Genomic DNA, 18,816 nt, shown 5'->3' with positions numbered 1-18,816 from the left:
GATCGCGGCCAAGACCTCTAGCCGATCGAGCCTATGCCGCGCCGCGACGACATCAAGAAGATCCTCCTCATTGGCTCCGGCCCGATCGTCATCGGCCAGGCCTGTGAGTTCGACTACTCCGGGACCCAGGGCGCCAAGGCGCTCATGGAGGAGGGCTACGAGGTCATCCTGGTGAACTCGAACCCGGCCACCATCATGACGGACCCCGAGTTCGCGACGCGCACGTACATCGAGCCGCTCGTGCCCTCCGTCCTCGAGGCCATCATCGTGCGCGAGAAGCCCGACGCGCTGCTGCCCACGTTGGGTGGCCAGACCGCGCTCAACCTCGCGCTCGAGCTGGACGACCTCGGCATCCTGAAGAAGCACGGCGTGGAGCTGATCGGCGCCAAGACCGAGGCCATCCGCAAGGGTGAGGAGCGCGACCTGTTCAAGCAGGCCATGGCCAAGATCGGCGTGGAGTGCGCGCGCGCCTGGACCGCCAAGACCTACGAGCAGGCGGTCGCGGCCGTCGAGCAGCTCGGCTTCCCGGTCGTCCTGCGCCCCTCGCTCACCATGGGCGGCACCGGCGGCGGCATCGCGTACAACCGCGAGGAGTTCGACCGCGCCATCCACTGGGCGTTCCAGATGAGCCCCGTGCACGAGTGCCTCATCGAGGAGAGCCTGCTGGGCTGGAAGGAGTTCGAGCTCGAGGTCATCCGCGACACGGCCGACAACTTCATCGTCGTGTGCACCATCGAGAACTTCGACCCGATGGGCGTCCACACGGGCGACTCCATCACCGTGGCTCCCGCCATGACGCTGACCGACCGCGAGTACCAGCGCATGCGCAACGCGGGGCGCGACATCATCCGCGAGATCGGGGTCGAGACGGGCGGCAGCAACATCCAGTTCGCGCTGAACCCGGCCGACGGGCGCCTGATCGTGATCGAGATGAACCCGCGCGTGTCGCGCAGCTCGGCGCTGGCCTCGAAGGCCACCGGCTACCCCATCGCGAAGATCGCCGCCAAGCTGGCCGTGGGCTACCGCTTGGACGAGCTGCGCAACGACATCACGGGCACCAGCGCCGCGTTCGAGCCCACCATCGACTACGTCGTCACCAAGGTGCCGCGCTTCGCGTTCGAGAAGTTCGCGGGGGCCGACCCGCGCCTCACCACGCAGATGAAGTCGGTGGGCGAGGCCATGTCGGTGGGCAAGACCTTCAAGGAGTCGCTCCAGAAGGCCACGCGCTCGCTCGAGACCGGTCACGATGGCCTCGACTCGATGATCGGCAAGCTGGACTACCGCGACCTGGCCGCGGAGCTACGCGAGCTGGCCAACGCGGGTGAGGCCCGCAGCGCGAACCCGAACGCCGTCCGCGACGAGCTGCCTCCGGCGACCGAGGACGAGCTGCGCGAGGCGATCCTCGAGGTCATTCGCACGCCCCTCGGCGAGCGCCTCTGGTACGTGGCCGACGCGATGCGCGTGGGGCTGACCCTCGACGCGATCCACGCGGCCACCAAGATCGACATCTGGTTCCTGCAGCAGCTGCGGGAGATCATCGACGGCGAGGAGGCCATCACGGCCAGCGCCGGCACCGAGGTTGGCGCGGACACCTGGGCCGCCTGGAAGACCCTCGGCTTCACCGACTCGCGCATCGCGGCGCTGCGTGGCGAGGCCACGCCGGACGTGCGTGAGAAGCGCAAGGCCGCCGGCGCTCGCCCGGTGTTCGCGCGCGTCGACACCTGCGCGGCCGAGTTCGCGTCGCTCACGCCCTACCTGTACTCCACGTACGGGCGTGACTCGGAGGCCGCGCCGACCACGCAGCGCAAGATCATGATCCTCGGTGGCGGACCCAACCGCATCGGGCAGGGCATCGAGTTCGACTACTGCTGCGTGCACGCGTCGTTCGCGCTGAAGTCCGTCGGCTGCGAGACCATCATGGTCAACTGCAACCCCGAGACGGTCTCGACCGACTACGACACCTCCGACCGCCTCTACTTCGAGCCGCTCACGTTCGAGGACGTGATGCACATCATCGAAGAGGAGAAGCCCGACGGGGTCATCGTGCAGTTCGGCGGCCAGACGCCGCTCAAGCTCGCCGTGCCTCTCTCGAAGGCGGGCGTGCCCATCCTCGGCACCTCGGCGGACGCCATCGACCGGGCCGAGGATCGCGAGCGCTTCGAGGAGCTGCTCACCAAGCTCAACCTGAAGCGCCCCGAGGGCGGCATCGCGACCGGCATGCAGGAGGCCTTCGACGTGGCCGAGCGCATCGGCTACCCGGTCGTGGTGCGCCCCAGCTACGTGCTCGGCGGCCGCGCCATGGAGATCTGCCACTCGCCCACCGAGCTGCGGCGCTACTTCCAGGTGGCCCTCGAGGCGGTGCGCGACGCTGACACCCAGACCATCCTGGTGGACCGCTTCCTGCGCGACGCCATCGAGGTGGACGTCGACGCGGTGTGCGACGGCAAGCGCGTCGTCATCGGCGGTGTGATGCAGCACATCGAAGAGGCCGGCGTGCACTCCGGCGACTCGTCGCAGGTGCTGCCCGCACACTCGCTCCCGGCGGACGTGCTCGCGGTCATCCGCGCGTCCACCAGCGCCCTCGCGCTCGAGATCGGCGTGGTCGGCCTGATGAACGTGCAGTTCGCCGTGCAGGGAACGGAGGTCTACATCATCGAGGTCAACCCGCGCGCGTCGCGCACCGTGCCCTTCATCTCGAAGGCCATCGGCGTGCCCCTCGCGCAGGTGGCCGCCAAGGTCATGGCCGGGGCCACGCTGGACGAGCTGGGCTTCACCCGCGAGATCGTGCCCGAGTACGTGGCCGTCAAGGAGTCGGTCTTCCCGTTCGTGAAGTTCCCAGGCGTGGACACCATCCTCACCCCCGAGATGCGCAGCACGGGCGAGGTCATGGGCATCGCCAAGACCTTCCCCGAGGCCTTCCTGAAGGCGCTCATGAGCGCGAAGACCGTGCTCCCCGACGCCGGCAAGGTGTTCATCAGCGTGCGCGATGCCGACAAGGCCGCCGCCAGCAAGCTGGCGCGTCAGCTGGTGGACCTGGGCTTCGAGGTGCTCGCCACCGCGGGCACGCGTGAGGTGCTGACCCGGGACGGTGTGCCCTCCGAGCTGGTCGCCAAGGTGGGCGAGGCCCGGCCGAACGGCGTGGACCGCCTGCGCAACGGTGAGATCGCGATGGTGTTCAACACCACCGAGGGCGCCCAGGCCATCCGGGACAGCCGCTCGCTGCGTCGCCAGACGCTCATGAGCGAGGTGCCGTACTTCACCACCCTCGCCGCGGCGAGCGCCGTGGTGACCGCCATCGCGGCCCGGCGCACCACCCCCATCACGGTGCGCTCCATTCAGGAGTACCACGAGCAGACGGCGCCTCGGGCCAAGACCCTGGTGCCCCCGGCGGGCTGACGTCGCGCAAGACGTTGACTGCGTCCGATTTTGGTGATTGTGTCCCGTCATGAAGGAGCGTGTTCAGGCTGCCGTCGATCAGGTGCTGCGTCCGCTCCTCGAAGCGGACGGCGGCGGCGTCGAGCTGCTCGACGTGTCACCCAAGCGCGTCAGCCTGCGCCTGAGCGGTAAGGCGGCCTACAGCGTAGGAGGCCGCTACATCCGTACGCTGGTCATCGAGCCCTTGCTGCGGAAGGCCACCGGCGTGCCCACGCTCGAGGTGCTGCTCGAGGACGAGGTCTCGCGGCCGCGCTCCATGGAGATGGACGCCAGTGAGGTGATGCGCGAGATCGAGGAACAGGAAGCGCGCGACCGCGCTCAGCAGTCCTGAGCTGCGTGCCCGCCGGGCCGCGCAGCGAGAGGCTGCTACAGTGCGCGGCACGATGTCTCACGATGCCCCTGTCCCGGTCCTCGCGCGCGAAGACCAAGGTCGCGTCCGGCGGCTGATCCTCAACCGCCCCGCGAAGAAGAACGCCCTCTCGGGCGAGCTCGCCGGGGCCCTGGTTGCCGCCCTCGCCGAGGCCAACGCCGACCCGAGCGTGGGCGCCGTGGTGCTCGCGTCGACCGGCGACATGTGGACCGCCGGGGTGGACGTGAACGTCTTCCTGCAGATCGCGGAGGGGAAGGCGCCACCCGACGCGTTGGTGCACATCGCACGTCACCTGCGTGCCTTCGAGAAGCCGCTGATCGCGTCGGTGCAGGGTCCCACCGTGGGCATGGGCGTCACCATCCTGCCCTACTTCGACATGGTCTACGCGGCCGAGCGCGCGACCTTCAGCACACCTTTCGTGCACCTCGGGCTCGTGCTCGAGTACGGCAGCTCGTTCACGCTCCCGCGGCTCATCGGGCGTCAGCGCGCGAACGAACTGGTGCTGCGCGGCAAGCCCATCAGCGCACGCACCGCCGCCGACTGGGGCCTCGTCACGCGCGTGTTCGCGGACGAGCAGCTGGACGAGGAGGTCCTCGCCATCGCCAGCGACGTGGCGTCGGTTTCCCCCGGCGCCGCGGCGGCCTGCAAGCGCCTCCTCATAGCCGGGGAAGAGGCCTCGCTCGCGGCTGCGACGGCCGCGGAGAACGAAGCGCTGAGCAGTTGCTACGGGTCGGCGGAGAACGTGTCGGCCGTCACGGCCATCTTGAACAAGGGGAAGCGCGCATGAGCATGGACTTCGACGAGGCGGTGAGGGCGCGGCGCAGCGTGCGGGGCTTCAAGCCGGACCCGGTCCCGGAGGAGGTCATCGCGGCGTGCCTCGAGCTGGCGCAGCACACACCCAGCAACTGCAACGTGCAGCCCTGGCGCGTGTACCTGGCCTCCGGCGCTGCCCGCGATCGCGTGCGGAGCGCCATGCTGGAGGAGTTCGCGGCGGGGCGCTTCGAGCAGATGGAGCACCCCATCGACACGTTCCCCGGCGACTACCGCAAGCGTCAGGTGGCGTGCGCCGTGGAGATGTACGGGAAGATGGGCGTCGGGCGCGACGACATGCAGGGGCGGTTGGACGCCCACGCGCGCAACTTCGCGCTGTTCGACGCGCCGCACGTCGCGGTGGTCTGCATGCACCGCTCGTTCGGGCTCGGCGTGGCGCTCGACGTGGGCATGTGGGTCCAGACCTTCATGCTGGCGCTCACGTCGCGTGGCGTCGGCTCATGCCCGCAGGCGGCGCTGCGGGCCTACGCGGGCTTGCTCGCGCGGGAGCTCGCCATCCCCGACGATGAGCTGATGCTGTGCGGTGTCTCCTTCGGCTACGAGGACGAGAGCGTGCCCGTGAACGCCACGCGCCAGCCACGTGACCCGGTGGACGTGAACGTCAAGCGGCGCGCGTAGGCGCCCTCGGCGGGCGGCCGGGGCGTGGCGCGTGGCGTTGACGGCACGTCCCGAGCGGACCCGGATCCGGCACCGCGCCGTGCTCCTCCGACCCGCGTGGCGGGCGTCCTTGCTCACTTGCCCTTGAAGATGCCCTCGCGCCGCTCCACGAACGAGCGCAGGCCTTCCGCCGCGTCCTCGGTGGCCATCAGCTTGCGGGCCTGGGACAGGAGCAGCTCGGCCGCCGCGTCCGGCCCTTGGTGCAGCATCACGCGCGAAGACTCGAGCGTGGCCTGCACCCCCAGCGGCGCGCGCATGGCGATGGTCTTGGCCGTACGGGTGGCCGCCGCCAGCTGTTCGCCCGGGGGGACGACCTCTTGCACGAGGCCGATCCGCAGCGCCTCCTGGGCGTCGAACATGTCGCCCGTGAGCAGCCAGCGCATGGCGTTGCCCCAGCCCGCGACCTGCGGCAGGCGCAGCGTCGCGCCCCCGAAGGGGAAGATGCCGCGGTTGATCTCGATCTGTCCGAAGCGCGTGTCCGATGCCGCGATGCGGATGTCGCTGGCCAACAGCAGCTCGATGCCGATGGTCAGGCAGTAGCCCTGCACGGCCATCACCAGCGGCTTGCTACGCACCCGCCCGCGCATCCCGAGGGGGTCCACGCCGCCGTCGGGGAAGAGGGCCGCGCCCGCCTCCACCGCGGGACCGACCTCGGCCAGGTCGAGGCCCGCCGTGAAGTGGTCGCCGGCGGCATACAGCACCGCGCAGCGCAGCGCCGGGTCGTCTTCGTACAGCGTGATGGCCTGGCCCAGCTCGTTGAGCATGCGCAGGTCGAACGCGTTGCGCTTCTCGGCGCGGTTCAGGCCGATGAGGAGCACGTGATCGTGTTGACGGGAGAGGGTGAGGCGTTGGAAATCTGTCACGTGGACACTTTACCCCCGAATGGGCGTACGCTGTGCGGCATGCCGTCGCATTTGCCCCGGTCGCTCGTGAGAGCGCTGACCAGCGTCACCCTCGCGGGGGCGGTGGGGCTCGCGTCGCCGCCAGGGTGCGAGGACGACCAGGAGCCAGGGGAGACCGCGACGTTCGTCATGGCGCGGCTCGAGTTCATCACCCAGCCAGAGCCCGATGGAACCGTGCGGGGCTTCGACCTCGACCACGTGGATCACACCGCCGGCTCCGACGCCTCTGGGTGCTTCAAGCCCGACTTCGTCAGCCCCGAGGGCGAGTCCGGCGTCGACAACCAGCTCTCCGGTCTGGGCGCGGCGCTCGTCGTGTTCGGGGCCGAGAACGTGTCGACCATCGTGCAGAGCATGGTGAACGACGGCACGCTGCTGCTCATCGCGGAGGTGGGGGACCTGCACGACTGGCGGAACGACCCACACGTCACGCTGCGCTTCCGCTTGGGCATGGGCCCGGTGGACGTGGGCACCGACTCGCTCTTGGTTCCGGGGCAGAGCTTCGACCCACGTCCGGGGTATCAGTTCGAGGCCACGCGCGAAGCGTCCATCCGCGACGGGGTCCTGTACGTCGAGGCTGCCGAGGTGACGCTCCCCATCCAGATCCTGGGCGTGGACCTGGACTTCCCCATGCTGCGCGGGCGAGGTGAGTTCCGACTGGACGAAGGTGAGTACACGCTCGACGGTCGCTTCGGGGGCTATGTGCCCATCAGCGCGATGAACGAGCTGGTCGAAGACATCTACATCGCCTCGGGGATGGACGAGGGGCTCACGAACCTCGTCAGGTCCGTGCTGCGCGGCATCGCGGACCTGTCGCCGCGCCCAGACGGCGGCTGCGACTACATGAGCGCAGCGATGGAGCTGGGGGGTGTGCGCGCGTTCGTGCTCGAGTGACGCCGCCCACGGTGCCGACGGCGCGCCCCGTCAGAGTCGGTGACTCACCAGCCACGTGATCACGTTGGGCACGAACGAGTCCGACCGGGCCGGTAGGTGCTCACCATCCACGATGGTCCACAAGGCCGCGTCGAGACCGCGCCGGCAACCGCGCCGATACTCCAGCACCGTGGTCTCGTCCCCGGGGAGCTCCTCGTCCAGGTCCAGGTTGGCGCCCATCTCCGAGCGCTCGGTGTCGCACCCGGCAGCCTCGGCAAAGCGGGCGACCGCCTCCGGTGCGCTCGGGTAGCCACTTCCGTCGGACGTCGGGCGACCGTCGTAGAGCACGTCCTCGTCGGCGGTGCCGTGGATCTGCAACACGCTCACGGCGCGCTCGGGCGCGCACGCCGCGGGGTCCTCTGGAGGCATCCCGTTCAGGCTCGCGATGGCGGTGATGGCGTCCGAAGCGTCGCACGCCATGCGGTAGCTCATGAAGCCCCCGTTGCTGTGGCCGAAGAGATACACACGGTGGGCGTCGATCCGGAAGTTCGCCTTGGCCTCGTCGATCAACCGTCGCAGGTAGGCCACGTCGTCCACGTCGTCCGGGTCCGCCTCGGAGTTCCAGTGCGTGCTGCCCTGCTCGTCGCGCGTCCCGTTGGGCAACAACAAGATGAACTGCAGGGCCGTGGTCTGGTTGCTCAGCCCGAAGTACAGGTTCTGGGCGCCGCCGCCGGCGCCGTAGCCATGCAGGAGCACCACGAGGGGGTACGAGATGGATGGATCGTAGTCCCTCGGCACGTACACGTAGGTTGGGCGGCCCTCCGCCTCGGTGAGCACGTACGACGGACGATCCGGCAGGGGAGGCAGCGTGTCGTCGCCGCAGCCGACGGCGCCGAGCGCGCACAGCGATAGCCACAGGCCCACCTGGCGGCGTGCGTGGCGGGGCGTCGAACGGAGAGGCATCCTGTCCGTGCCGGACGGGCTGAGGCAGCGTCGCATGGGCCAGACGCTACGCGCCCTGGCCCGCGGATTCAACGTTCAGGCGCCGCCCTGGGCGGTGTCGGCTTCGTCCCCGCGGGGCGCGCCGAGGGGCTTGCGGAAGCGCAGCGTCATCCGGTCGCTCTCGCCGATGGCGTCCCGCTCTTGGTCGGTCATCCCCTCGCCGCGGCGCACGGGGGGGAGCGACCACACGCCCTCCGGGTGGTCGTGGTCGTCGCGTGCGTTCGCGTTGACTTCGGATCGCGCGTCCAGCACCAGGCCAGCGGCCTCGGCGAGCGCGATGACGCGGGCCTCGGTCACGTAGCCCGTGTTCGGGTCCTCGGCGGCCGGGGTCCCCTCGGGGGCCCGGTGCTGCACCACCCCGAGCACCCCCCCTGGACGCAGCACCCTGGCGGCCGCGCGGAAGTAGTCGTTCGGGTCGTGCCCCTCGGAGCGGATCCAGTTGTGCACGCTGCGGAACGTCAGCACCGCGTCCACGCTTCCGTCAGGGATGTCCGTCAGGAAGTCCCCTGGGTGCAGCGTCGCCAAGCGCACCTGATCGTAGAGCTCGGGGTGCGCCGCGACCATGGCGCGGAAGTCGCGCTCGTACTGTCCGCGGCGCTCGTCGTCCACCGGCAGTCCACCGCTGATGAGCTGGCCATGGTCGCGTAGCAGCGGCGCGAGGATACGTGTGTACCAGCCACCGCCTGGCCAGCACTCCACGACGGTCATGTCCGGGGTGACGCCGAAGAACGTGAGCGTCTCGCGCGGATGACGTGCGGCGTCACGGGCACGGTCGTCAGCGCGCCACGCGCCTGCCAGCGCGGCGTCCAGGTCCCCGGTGAGGACATCGTAGCGGGCCGCCGCGGGCGCCTCGACGGTGGCCGTGGCCCCGCCGCAGCCGACGAGCAAGAGGAGAGAGAGCGCGCGCGCAGCGCGGAGGGCGAAGTGAGGCATGTGGCCGGGTCGTGGCACCGCCCGCCGCGTTACAGGCCAAGGGGTAGAGCGGTCGCGGCGTGGCGAGCGTCTCTCGGAGCGGCGGGCTCGGTCCTACGCGCGTGGTCCGGGCGGCCGCGTCTCGCGCGATCGGCCTCGTCACGGGCCAGGCGACGCGTTACGGATCCTCCATGAGCCACACTCCGTCCACCACGCAGAGTCCCTACATCTTGTCGCGCGACGCGATCGAGGCCATGCCCGGGACCGCCAAGGTCCACTTCCTGAACCCCAACGGCAGGCGGCTGAACAAGTCGCTGGGCGACGCCACGGGCCTGACCGGCCTCGGGTTCCATCTGATCGAGGTCCCGGTCGGCGCGGAGTCCACGGAGCACCACAGACACCTCTTCGAGGACGAGTGCGTGTACGTCCTGTCTGGTCGAGCCCACGTGACCCTCGACGAGGAGACCTTCGAGGTCGGCGAAGGGGACTTCATCGGTCTGCCAGCCGGCGGTCCCGCGCACGTGTTCTCCAACCCCGGGCCCGAGCCGCTGCGGTGCCTCGTGGTGGGCCAACGTCTGACCCACGACGTGGGCGACTACCCGCGTCTGGGGAAGCGCCTCTACCGCAACGGCGAGGCGTGGGACCTGGTGGATCTGGCGCACATCGTCGACCCGAAAGCGGCGCCCGGTGCCACACCCGGCAAGAAATAGCTGACAATGGCGGGCCCAGGTGGAATCGAACCACCGACCATCGGCTTAGAAGGCCGCCGCTCTATCCGACTGAGCTATGGGCCCAAACCCGCGACACGACCGAGCGCGGCGGGGTCTGGTGGAGCCCCGGGGGAGGGCTCGGACGAGACCTCCGCGCCGCGGACGGGCGGGGGTCTCGGTGGGGTCGGGGCGGCGGGATTCGAACCCACGACTTCTAGCTCCCAAAGCTAGCGCACTACCAGGCTGTGCTACACCCCGAAAGGAGGCGGCACCATAGCCGAGCGCGTCGCTGCGCTCAACCACTTCGCATCGGATTCGTGGCAGAGTGCGCGCATGTCGTTTCACGCGAAGGTCACGAACCGCACTCTTTCGTCACATCTGCCGCGCGGTGGTGGTTCTCACGTCGGCAAGATGCGCACCTTTTGTCTTCTGCTCGTGGGGGTCCTCCTGAGCTCGTGCGGGGAAGGCAAGGACACGGTGCATCCGCTGGACGACACGCTACGGCTCAACCACCTGCAGTGTGAAGGCACCCACAACAGCTACCACGTGCAGCCGAACGAGATGACCGCGCCCTCGTGGAGCTACACGATGGCGCCCATGGCCGAGCAGCTGGACACGCAGGGCGTCCGGAAGCTCGAGATCGACGTACACTGGGACGCGGACCTGCGCGCCTTCCAGGTGTACCATCTGCCGCGCTTCGACCAGGTGTCCACCTGTCCAACCTTCGTCGACTGCATCACGGGCGTGCGTGACTGGTCGAGGGACCACCCGGGCCACCACCCGATCTTCATCCAGATCGAACCCAAGACGCTGCCGGCCGCCGACACGCCCGACCGCCTGGCCGCCCTCTCCGCGCTGGATGCGGAGATCCTCAGCGTGTTCGCGCCCGAGGAGGTCATCACGCCCGACGAGGTCCAGGGGGCGCGCGACACGCTCGACCAAGCTGTGACCGAGGACGGCTGGCCCACGCTCGGGCAGACCCGCGGGCGGGTCCTGTTCTTCCTCAACTGCTCGCGCGAGGACTGCGTGGCGTACGCCAACGAAGGCTCGGGCCTGGACGGGCGGCTCATCTTCGCAGACTCCGAGGAGGGGGACAGCTGGTCTGCCGTGCGCATCCAGAACACGCCGAACGCCGACGCCCGTGCCGCGGTCGAGGCCGGTTACTTGGTGCGGACGTTCGCGGACGGCATCTCCGACCTGCTCGCCGATGGCAGCAACGACCTCGAAGCCGCCCTGGCGTCCGGCGCCCACATGATCAGCACCGACGTGCCGGCGCCCCGGCCCGACATGGACTACTTCGTGGAGATCCCCGGGGGGACGCCTTCGCGGTGCAACCCGATCACGGCGCCGCCAGGCTGCACGTCGTTGGATATTGAGGACCCGTCGAGACTCCGGTAGGGTGCGCACTCGCCACTCGTCGGGGAGAGACCCCGCGCTTCGAGGAGTCCCGCATGTCCGTCGCTCGAGTCACCGAAATCATCGCTTCCTCCGAGACCAGCTTCGACGACGCGGTCCAGCAGGGGGTCGCGCGCGCGGTGAAGACCCTCAAGAACGTGCGTAGCGCGTGGGTCCAGGACCAAAAGGTCCACATCGACAACGGCAAGATCGTCTCCTACCGGGTCAACCTCAAGGTGACGTTCGTCCTCGAAGACTGACCCCTCGTGGGCCTCCACCGGGTACGCACGCCATGCCGACGCGCCGAGGGTTCGATCTGACGCCAGGCCGGGTCTTCGGAGACCGCTACAGCGTCGTCCAGAAGTTGGGCGCCGGGAGCGAGGGCGAGGTCTACCAAATCAAGGAGCGCTCCACCGGGGTGCACCGCGCGGCCAAGCTCTACTTCCAGGCGCCGGTGGACGCCGACAAGCAGGTGGTGTGGAGTGCGCGCAAGCTCGACAAGCTGCAGCACTGTCCCATCGTGCTGCACTACCACCACACCATGCGGGTGGACGTGCGTGGGCAGAGCGTGCTCTGCCTCATCTCCGACCTCTTCGATGGCGTGCGCCTCGAGGACTTCACCTACGAGCAGCGCGGGCGACGACTGCACCCGTTCATGGCCCTGACGCTGCTGCACAGCCTCGTGCGCGGGCTCGAAAAGATCCACGCGGTGGGCGAGTATCACGGCGACGTCCACACCCAGAACATCCTCGTCCAGCCGACGGGCATCCACCTGAACATCCGCTTGCTGGACTTCTACGATCGTGGCCGTCCCAGCAAGCGCCTCCGCAACAACGACCTGGTGGACGCCGTGCGTGTGCTCTATCAGTGCGTGGGCGGTCGCAAGCACTACGCGCGCGCAGGCGATCACATCCGCTACATCTGCGCGGGGATGCAGGCGTCGCTCATCCTGCATCGCTTCCCGGACATCAGCGCCCTGCGCAATCACCTCGAGTCCTTCGAGTGGCCCACGTGAGCGGCGCGCTCATCCCCCCGCCGGGACCGACGTGCCCAGTCGTCGTCTGCGCCGGGCGGCCTTCCATCATGCCGGTCTTCGAGTGCACGTGTCCTGGCTGCGTGGTACACACGCGCCCTCGCCTTCGTAGCTCAGCAGGATAGAGCAGCGGCTTCCTAAGCCGAAGGTCGCACGTTCGAATCGTGCCGGGGGCGCCACTTCAACTTCGTCCCGCCAGGCTCAGCGAGATGACGGTGGACGCGCCCGCGTCGAAGAGCGCGTCCTGCGCCGCCACGAGGGTCGCCCCAGTGGTGTGCACGTCGTCGAAGAGCAACAGGCGCTGCCCCTCGATGCGCCGCGCGAGGAAGGCGCCTTGCACGTTCCGCTCCCGCCCGGCCGCATCCAGCCGTGCCTGTGGGGGCGTGTCGCGGACGCGCCGCAGCACCGCGCGCGAGAGAGGGACGCCCAGCGCGCGGGCCAGAGGACGCGCCAGCAGCGCGGCCTGGTCGAAGCCACGCGTGTGCCGGCGACGGGGGAACAGGGGCACCGGGACGACGGCGTCGACCTCGCCCGAGAGGTCGGGAGCCGCGCGCGCGACGAGGCGTGTCAGGGCGGGCAGCGCGTCCAGTCGTCCCTCGTACTTGAAGCGCTTGATGGCCTCGGCCAGCGGACCACCGTACTGATAGAGGGCCTGCTCGCCCTCGAAGGGCTCGACTAGCGCGGCGCACACGACGCAGAACCCGTCGGTGAACGGGTCGATGGGTGGGAGGTCGTTCGGGTCGGGGTCGAGGGCCTCGTCGCACCCGGGGCAACGCACTGGCGCCAGGAGGTCGAGCAGACCGAGGACTAGGGCGCGCGGTGTCATGCGGGGGTTGTCGGCGCGAGCGTCCGCTGCCTTGCGCGTGGCCAGCGCCCGCCAGGACGAATGTCAGACGCTGTCGGCGTCGCGCCGAGCCTCGAAGTGGGCCACGACCGCGGCGGCGACCGAGTCGCTGTACACGTTGACGGCGGTGCGGCACATGTCGAGCACCCGGTCGACCGCGAGGATGAGTCCCACGGCGGTGGTCGGCAGTCCGACCGCGCTCAGCACGACCACCATCATCACCGTCCCCGCGTGCGGGATGCCCGCCGCGCCCACGCTCGCGAGGAGCGCAGTGAGCGCGACCACCCCTTGCTGCGTGAGGCTCAGGTCCAGTCCGTACACCTGCGCGATGAAGAGCACCGCGACAGCCTCGTAGAGCGCGGTGCCGTCCATGTTGATGGTCGCGCCGAGGGGCAGCACGAACGCGCCAACCCGTCCCGGCACCCCCGCCTTCTCCGCGCACTCGAGGGTCAGCGGCAGCGTGCCGTTGCTGCTGGCCGTCCCGAAGGCGGTCATGAGCGCTGGCAACATCGCGCGCACGTGCTCGAGGGGGTTGCGGCGCGTCAGACCGATCAGCAGCAGCGGTAGCGTGAAGCCCGCGTGAACGACCAGGGCGATGGCCACCGTCGCCGCGTAGCCTCCGAGCGCGACGAAGGCCTCGGCCCCATGCGCTGCGGTGCTGCTCAACATGAACCCGAACACCCCCAAGGGCGCGAGCGCGATGACCGCGAGGGTCATGCGCATCATCACGGCGAACAGCCCCTCGAACAGCTCGCGCAGGCGCACCACCGCGCTCTGGGTGGGCCCTGCGTCGGGGTCGTGCTCGCTCAGGTTGAGGAACACCCCGAGCAGCAGCGAGAAGAAGATCAGCGGCAGCATCGCCCCCTCCGCGGCGGCCGCGATGGGGTTCGTCGGGATCATCCGCAGCAGCTGATCGTAAAGCACGTCCAGCGCGCTCTGCGCGGGGGCCGAGACCGCCGCTGGGAGGGCGTGCCCCTCGGCGCCCGACTCCAGCAGCGCGCGGTCCACACCCACGCCAGGCTCGACCAGCTGCACGGCCGCGATCCCCGTGAGGATCGCGATGGCACTGCTGCCCAGGTAGAACGCGATGGTGCGCGCGCCCATGGGCCCCAGCCTGCGCAGATCGCCGAGCCCTGCGACGCCGCTCACAAGGGACGAGACGATCAGCGGCACGACCAGCATCTGCAGCAGCCGCAGGAACACCGTCCCGAGCCCTTGTCCGACCGCGGCTGCCGTCAGCGCGGCGTCCGGGTCCAGCGCTTCCGTGCCCGCGAGGGCACGCACGGAGGCGCCGAGCGCCGCCCCGAGCAGCATGGCGAGGGCGATTTGATGATGCAGTTTGAGCCGGCGCACGCGGGGGATTATGGTCACCCCCAGCGCGCCATGTCGAACCATCCTCCCGATTCCAACGAACGGCCTCTCTCGGTGCTGCGCGCCATGCTGGACGCCCTCGACCGCGACGTCCTGCAGCTGCTCTCGCGCCGCATGGGTGTGGTGGCGGAGATCGCCGCGCACAAGCGCCATCACGGCGTCCGCATCCGGGACCTCGCTCGTGAGCGCGCCATCCTCGTATCCGTCAAGGACCGAGCCGCGCAGCTGGGCCTGCCCCCTTCGGTCATCGAGTCCATCTGGCGGCTGCTGATGCTCGCCAGCCGCGACCACCAGGCCAGCTTGCGGGCCGAGGTCCCGCTCAACGTCGAGCCGAAGACCGTGGCCATCCTGGGTGGGCTCGGTGGGATGGGCCGCCTGCTGCACCGCATGTTCGCCGACCTCGGGCACACCGTGCTCATCAGCGACATCGGCACGGCGCTGTCCGTCGAGGACGCAGCCCGCAACGCGGACGTCGTCATCGTCAGCGTCCCCATCCGCGAGACCGAGGGGGTCATCCGAGCGGTCGGCCCGCACGTCCGCCCCGACGGACTCCTGATGGACGTCACCTCCATCAAGCAGCTGCCGCTGGACGTCATGCTGGCCTCGACCTCTGCCAGCGTGATCGGCACGCACCCCATGTTCGGCCCCGCCGTGCACACCTTCCAAGGGCAGCGCGTGGTGGTCTGCCGTGGCCGCGGCGACGCCTGGTGGGAATGGCTCACGCAGACGCTGCGCTCGCGCGGATTCACGGTCTCGGAGGCCACCGCCGAGCACCACGATCGCATGATGTCCGTGGTGCAGGTGCTGAACCACTATCAGACGCAGGTGCTGGGGCTCACGCTGAGCCGTCTGGGCATCCCGCTCGAGGACTCGTTGGCGTTCACGTCGCCGGCGTACCTGCTCGAGACCTACGTTGCCGCGCGCCACTTCGCGCAGTCCCCGGCGCTGTACGGCGCCATCGAGATGCTGAACCCGAGCACGGCCGAGGTCACCCGAGCGTTCCAAGCGAGCGCCGGTGAGATCGCGGACATCCTGGCGCAGCGTGATCAGCCGCGCTTCGACGCCGTGTTCGACGAGGTGCGCGCGTTCTTCGGTGAGTTCACGGAGGAGGCGCAGGAGCAGAGCTCGTTCCTCATCGACCGTTTGATCGAGCTGACGGCGGGGCGCTCCATCGAGACATGAGCGCCGGCTGCTCGTTTCGGCTCGGGGCCTCGGGGTGGGTGCTGGGAACGCGCCTGTCGGCCGGTCCAGTCGTGGCCGCGGCGCCTGCCGCCAGCGCGTTGCGCGCGCGCACGCTCGACTTCGTGGGGCCGGACGACCGGCACGTCGGCGCCGAGCCGCGCGTGCGGTTCGCGGCGGGGGAGGGCCGCGCGGTGTACACGGCTGCTGCGGGCGCGTTCGCGTTCGACGGCCACGAGCCCGTGCCGCTGGGGCCCGCGCGGCATGTCGCGTTGGGCGTGGACGGCGCACGGGCACGGGTGGTCCTCGCGGACGCCACGGGTATCGTCCACGGGGCTTGGCCGTCCGCTGCGCCAGCGCGGGGAAACGAACGCGCCGAGGGGCCCACGCTCGAGCGAACGTCGGTGACACGAGGGGACGTGCGGGCGCTCGAGGCGGCGCTCTCGGGAGACCGTCTGGCGGTTCTGTACGCGCTCCCGGATCCCGTGCTCGGCGTGCTCTTCATGGCGCCTGGCGACTCACGCGACGTGCGGCTGCGTCTGCCCGCGCCAGTGGCCCACGTCGACGTCGAGTGGGTCGGTGAGCAGGTGGGAGTCGCGCTGCAGCTCGAGACGGGAGAGTCCATGGCGTGCGTGCTCGATGCGCGGGGCTCGACGCGCGTCAAGCCTTACGCCGTGCTGAGCCAGCGCAGGGACGGCCTCACCCCCCGTATCCTGTGGGCGGAGAGGGGGTTCAAGGTCGCCGTGCCATGCACCTCCGACGACGCCGTGCGCGTCTTGCCCGTCGGCGGGTCTGCCGAGCCCGAGATCGTGGTGGAGGGCGCGTCAGGGCCTCTGGACGCGGTGTACTTTGCGCAGCGCTATTACTTCGCGCGCATCGTCGAGTCGCCGGACGACGCGACACTCCAGCTGCGCTCCGTGGGCGTGGACGGGGGCGGCGCGCAGACGCTGAGCTGCTCCGTGTGGCCAGAGGGCGCCTCCGCGCGGCTGCGCCTGCGAGGGCTCATGGAGCGACTGCGCGCGCTGGCCGGTGAGCTGCGGGGCGTGGACTATCGGTCGAGCGGGGCGGACGGCGCAGGGGTCCACGTGGAAGGGGACACGCTGCACATGCGTGGGCCAGCTCGAGATGGCGGAAGCGCGCCGTGGGTGACCGTGCGCGTGCGGGCGACCCCCGCGGCGGACGAGCTGGAGGTCAGCTGGGGCTCCGGCGCGCCAGCCGAGCCGCTGTCGTTTCCTCGCCTGCGGCGTTGGTTCCGGGTCGAGCGCCCGCCCAGCGCGTCGGAGGCAGCGCAGCTGGACGCCTTGCGCGCGGCCGTGCCCCACAGTCATACCGACGTCGATCTGAGCGCCGTCGGTTGCTGCGTCGTGTTCACCCTGACGCGTGCGCCGAGCGCGGCCGAGCTGGCGCCGCTCGTGCGTTCGCTCGCGAGCTGAGACCCGCCGCGCCAGCTGGGAGCCCAGACCCGCTGCTGCGCCGTTCGATCCCACGCAGACGTGGAGGGCCAGGGGTCACGGCAGCGTGAAGCTGAACTCTCCGCGCGTGGGGAAAGGCGCGCCCGCTCGGGTGGCCGTCCACGAGTAGGTCCCCATCACCTGCCCTCCGCTCTGGAGCTCTGCCCGCTGCACGTCCACGGTCCCCTCGCCGCCGGTCAGGATGGTCCCGTCTTCGAGCTCGGCGCGCAGCTCCGCGCGTGGGCAGCCTCCCTGCTGGACCGCCAGCTGCCCGGATCGGCCCAGGTGCAGCGTCAGCTCGATCTTGCGAATGAGCCCGCTCGACCCGCGCGCCTCCGCCCGCACCACGTGGCTCCCTCCACATGGGCTCGCCGGTGAGTCCAGCGAGATGCGGCGTGACGAAAACAGCAGGAACGCGTTGCCCTGCATGCCCGACTGACCATCCAGAGATGCGAAGCGCACGCGCACTCCCGGGCGCGGGGCACGTCGGATCTTGGTGCCAGCCTCGGCGGACGCGGTGTCCGGCGCGAGGGACACCGCGGTCGCAGCGGTCAGGAGGGACGCGAGCGCGATCACGGCGCGGAGGGCGAGGGCAGGGCGGCGCATGGTCCCGTCAGACTACCCACCCAGCGCGCGCATTCAATCGTTCGCTTCGGGGTCGAGCACCACGCGCTCGTGGAGCGCGCGCACGGCCACGTCCGTCTGGGCGCTCGGCACCAGCGCGGAGACGCGCTCGCCGTGCGGATCCACGTCGACGGCCAGCACGCCTACACCTGCCTCCGCCAGCTCCGCCCGCAGCGACGCGCGCTGCACCTCGGCCGAGCCGCCCACCAGGCTGACACGCGACACGCCCTCCTCGAGACGGATGTGCGGGTGCGCGAGCAGGACGTCGCGGGTGCGCCCCCAGTCGGGTACGTGCGCCGTGGCGATGCGCAGCTCCGTCGTGTCCTCCCCGCGCTCGTCGAAGAACGGCAGCACCGAGTGCGCCCGTGTGGTCTGCAGCGCCAGGCGCCGCTCCCGGTCGCTGCCGGCGACCCACAGCCGCGCGATGCCGGGCTGGCCGACCACGGCGAAGGGACGGCGGTGGGCCAGCGCGTGGTTCGAGATGCGGGTCTCCCGGCCGGGCGCGAACGTGGCGCGGCAGTGGATGGGGACCTCTCGACCCCGCGCGAACTCCACAGCTGGGGCGTGCAGCACCTTGGCGCCGGCGTCACTCATGGACTGCATCTCCACGTAGGTCAGCTCCGGGAGGTGCCGTGCGTCCGGCACGACGCGCGGGTCGGCCGAGTACACGCCGTCCACATCCGAGTAGATCTCGGCCCGCTCCGCAGAGAGAGCGGCTGCCATCGCCAAAGCGGTGGTGTCGCTACCGCCGCGACCGAGCGTGGTCACCTCGCGCTTGTAGCTCATGCCCTGGTAGCCAGCGACGATCACGACACGTCCGCGCGCGAGCTCGTCGAGCACGCGCACGGGGCGCACCTCGAGGATCTTCGCGTCGAAGTGCCAGTCGTTCGTCAGGATGCCGCTCTGGCTGCCGGTGAAGGAGATGGCGTCGCAGCCGCGGCGCTGCAGTGCCATGGAGAGCAGCGTCATCGACACCCGCTCGCCGGTCGAGAGCAGCAGGTCCAGCTCGCGCCGCGGCGGGTTGGGGTCGATGCTGCGGGCGAGTCCGAGCAGCTCGTCCGTGGTCTTGCCCATCGCGGAGACCACCACCACCACCCCGTAGCCTTCGTCCCGCGCGGCGCAGATGCGGTCCGCCACGAGCCCAATCTTCTCGACGTCGGAGACCGAGCTGCCACCGTACTTCTGGACGATCACGCTCATCCCCGAGGTGTACGTCAGCGCCTCGCCATG

At 70.1% G+C, this 18,816-nt stretch carries 18 protein-coding genes and 3 tRNA genes; 12 read left to right on the top strand and 9 right to left on the bottom strand.

Annotation, left to right across the window (positions count from 1 at the left end; genetic code table 11):
- Window positions 1-33: 33 nt before the first annotated feature.
- The 4 genes from carB to H6726_29180 are packed head-to-tail and all read left to right on the top strand — an operon-like array spanning window position 34 to window position 5,254.
- Window positions 34-3,396, top strand: coding sequence for a carbamoyl-phosphate synthase large subunit (carB, locus tag H6726_29195; GenBank protein MCB9661754.1), 3,363 nt, complete (start codon window positions 34-36; stop codon window positions 3,394-3,396).
- 49 nt (window positions 3,397-3,445) lie between these two features.
- Window positions 3,446-3,766, top strand: a complete 321-nt coding sequence (locus H6726_29190; protein ID MCB9661753.1) for a NifU family protein — start codon at window positions 3,446-3,448, stop codon at window positions 3,764-3,766.
- Window positions 3,767-3,818: 52 nt separating this feature from the next.
- A complete protein-coding gene (locus H6726_29185; protein ID MCB9661752.1) occupies window positions 3,819-4,592 on the top strand; it encodes an enoyl-CoA hydratase/isomerase family protein in 774 nt (257 codons plus the stop codon).
- A complete protein-coding gene (locus H6726_29180) occupies window positions 4,589-5,254 on the top strand; it encodes a nitroreductase (GenBank protein MCB9661751.1) in 666 nt (221 codons plus the stop codon). Before H6726_29185 ends, H6726_29180 begins: the two co-directional genes overlap by 4 nt.
- A gap of 113 nt (window positions 5,255-5,367) precedes the next feature.
- On the opposite strand, the gene H6726_29175 is transcribed toward H6726_29180, so the two are convergent.
- The gene (locus H6726_29175; protein MCB9661750.1) at window positions 5,368-6,156 is read right to left on the bottom strand and encodes a crotonase/enoyl-CoA hydratase family protein; all 789 of its coding nucleotides are present in this window, start codon (window positions 6,154-6,156) and stop codon (window positions 5,368-5,370) included.
- 39 nt (window positions 6,157-6,195) lie between these two features.
- On the opposite strand from H6726_29175, the gene H6726_29170 reads away from it, so the two are divergent.
- Window positions 6,196-7,086 carry a hypothetical protein gene (locus tag H6726_29170; GenBank protein ID MCB9661749.1) on the top strand — a complete coding sequence of 297 codons (891 nt, stop codon included), beginning with the start codon at window positions 6,196-6,198 and terminating at the stop codon, window positions 7,084-7,086.
- Window positions 7,087-7,116: 30 nt separating this feature from the next.
- Here the strand turns inward: H6726_29170 and H6726_29165 are convergent, their stop codons facing one another.
- The gene (locus tag H6726_29165) at window positions 7,117-8,064 is read right to left on the bottom strand and encodes an alpha/beta fold hydrolase (protein ID MCB9661748.1); all 948 of its coding nucleotides are present in this window, start codon (window positions 8,062-8,064) and stop codon (window positions 7,117-7,119) included.
- Between the two features lie 39 nt (window positions 8,065-8,103).
- On the bottom strand, window positions 8,104-9,000 hold the full coding sequence (locus tag H6726_29160) for a class I SAM-dependent methyltransferase (protein MCB9661747.1): 897 nt from the start codon (window positions 8,998-9,000) through the stop codon (window positions 8,104-8,106).
- A gap of 170 nt (window positions 9,001-9,170) precedes the next feature.
- Here H6726_29160 and H6726_29155 point away from each other — a divergent pair, with 170 nt between their 5' ends.
- Window positions 9,171-9,689 (top strand): cupin domain-containing protein, encoded by a 519-nt coding sequence (locus H6726_29155; protein MCB9661746.1) that lies wholly within the window; start codon window positions 9,171-9,173, stop codon window positions 9,687-9,689.
- Window positions 9,690-9,696: 7 nt separating this feature from the next.
- Here the strand turns inward: H6726_29155 and H6726_29150 are convergent.
- A tRNA-Arg gene (locus H6726_29150) sits at window positions 9,697-9,773 on the bottom strand.
- Window positions 9,774-9,873: 100 nt separating this feature from the next.
- Window positions 9,874-9,947 (bottom strand) — tRNA-Pro (locus tag H6726_29145).
- Between the two features lie 153 nt (window positions 9,948-10,100).
- On the opposite strand from H6726_29145, the gene H6726_29140 reads away from it, so the two are divergent.
- The 4 genes from H6726_29140 (at window position 10,101) to H6726_29125 (ending at window position 12,296) form a co-directional block, all read left to right on the top strand.
- Window positions 10,101-11,087, top strand: coding sequence for a hypothetical protein (locus H6726_29140; protein MCB9661745.1), 987 nt, complete (start codon window positions 10,101-10,103; stop codon window positions 11,085-11,087).
- Window positions 11,088-11,140: 53 nt separating this feature from the next.
- Window positions 11,141-11,344: a dodecin domain-containing protein gene (locus H6726_29135; protein ID MCB9661744.1), complete on the top strand. Its 204-nt coding sequence runs from the start codon at window positions 11,141-11,143 to the stop codon at window positions 11,342-11,344.
- 32 nt (window positions 11,345-11,376) lie between these two features.
- Window positions 11,377-12,099 carry a serine/threonine protein kinase gene (locus tag H6726_29130; GenBank protein MCB9661743.1) on the top strand — a complete coding sequence of 241 codons (723 nt, stop codon included), beginning with the start codon at window positions 11,377-11,379 and terminating at the stop codon, window positions 12,097-12,099.
- 120 nt (window positions 12,100-12,219) lie between these two features.
- Window positions 12,220-12,296 (top strand) — tRNA-Arg (locus H6726_29125).
- Between the two features lie 2 nt (window positions 12,297-12,298).
- Here H6726_29125 and H6726_29120 read toward each other — a convergent pair.
- Both H6726_29120 and H6726_29115 read right to left on the bottom strand, forming a co-directional pair.
- Entirely contained in the window at window positions 12,299-12,943 is a 645-nt protein-coding gene (locus H6726_29120; protein MCB9661742.1) for a ComF family protein, read from the bottom strand.
- 63 nt (window positions 12,944-13,006) lie between these two features.
- Window positions 13,007-14,356 (bottom strand): dicarboxylate/amino acid:cation symporter, encoded by a 1,350-nt coding sequence (locus H6726_29115; GenBank protein MCB9661741.1) that lies wholly within the window; start codon window positions 14,354-14,356, stop codon window positions 13,007-13,009.
- Here H6726_29115 and tyrA point away from each other — a divergent pair.
- Together tyrA and H6726_29105 are read left to right on the top strand one after the other, a co-directional pair.
- Window positions 14,345-15,514: a bifunctional chorismate mutase/prephenate dehydrogenase gene (tyrA, locus tag H6726_29110; GenBank protein MCB9661740.1), complete on the top strand. Its 1,170-nt coding sequence runs from the start codon at window positions 14,345-14,347 to the stop codon at window positions 15,512-15,514. The two genes, H6726_29115 and tyrA, sit on opposite strands and share 12 nt — an antisense overlap.
- Window positions 15,511-16,944 carry a hypothetical protein gene (locus H6726_29105; protein MCB9661739.1) on the top strand — a complete coding sequence of 478 codons (1,434 nt, stop codon included), beginning with the start codon at window positions 15,511-15,513 and terminating at the stop codon, window positions 16,942-16,944. Before tyrA ends, H6726_29105 begins: the two co-directional genes overlap by 4 nt.
- A 75-nt stretch (window positions 16,945-17,019) precedes the next feature.
- Here the strand turns inward: H6726_29105 and H6726_29100 are convergent, their stop codons facing one another.
- Window positions 17,020-17,568, bottom strand: a complete 549-nt coding sequence (locus tag H6726_29100; protein MCB9661738.1) for a hypothetical protein — start codon at window positions 17,566-17,568, stop codon at window positions 17,020-17,022.
- A 33-nt stretch (window positions 17,569-17,601) separates the two neighbouring features.
- Window positions 17,602-18,786: an aspartate kinase gene (locus H6726_29095; GenBank protein MCB9661737.1), complete on the bottom strand. Its 1,185-nt coding sequence runs from the start codon at window positions 18,784-18,786 to the stop codon at window positions 17,602-17,604.
- Between the last annotated feature and the right edge of the window lie 30 nt (window positions 18,787-18,816).

It is taken from the genome of Sandaracinaceae bacterium (assembly GCA_020633055.1).
Classification (GTDB): Bacteria; Myxococcota_A; Polyangia; order Polyangiales; family Houyiibacteriaceae; genus JADJJE01.
This window is presented reverse-complemented; position numbering and strand designations above follow the sequence as displayed.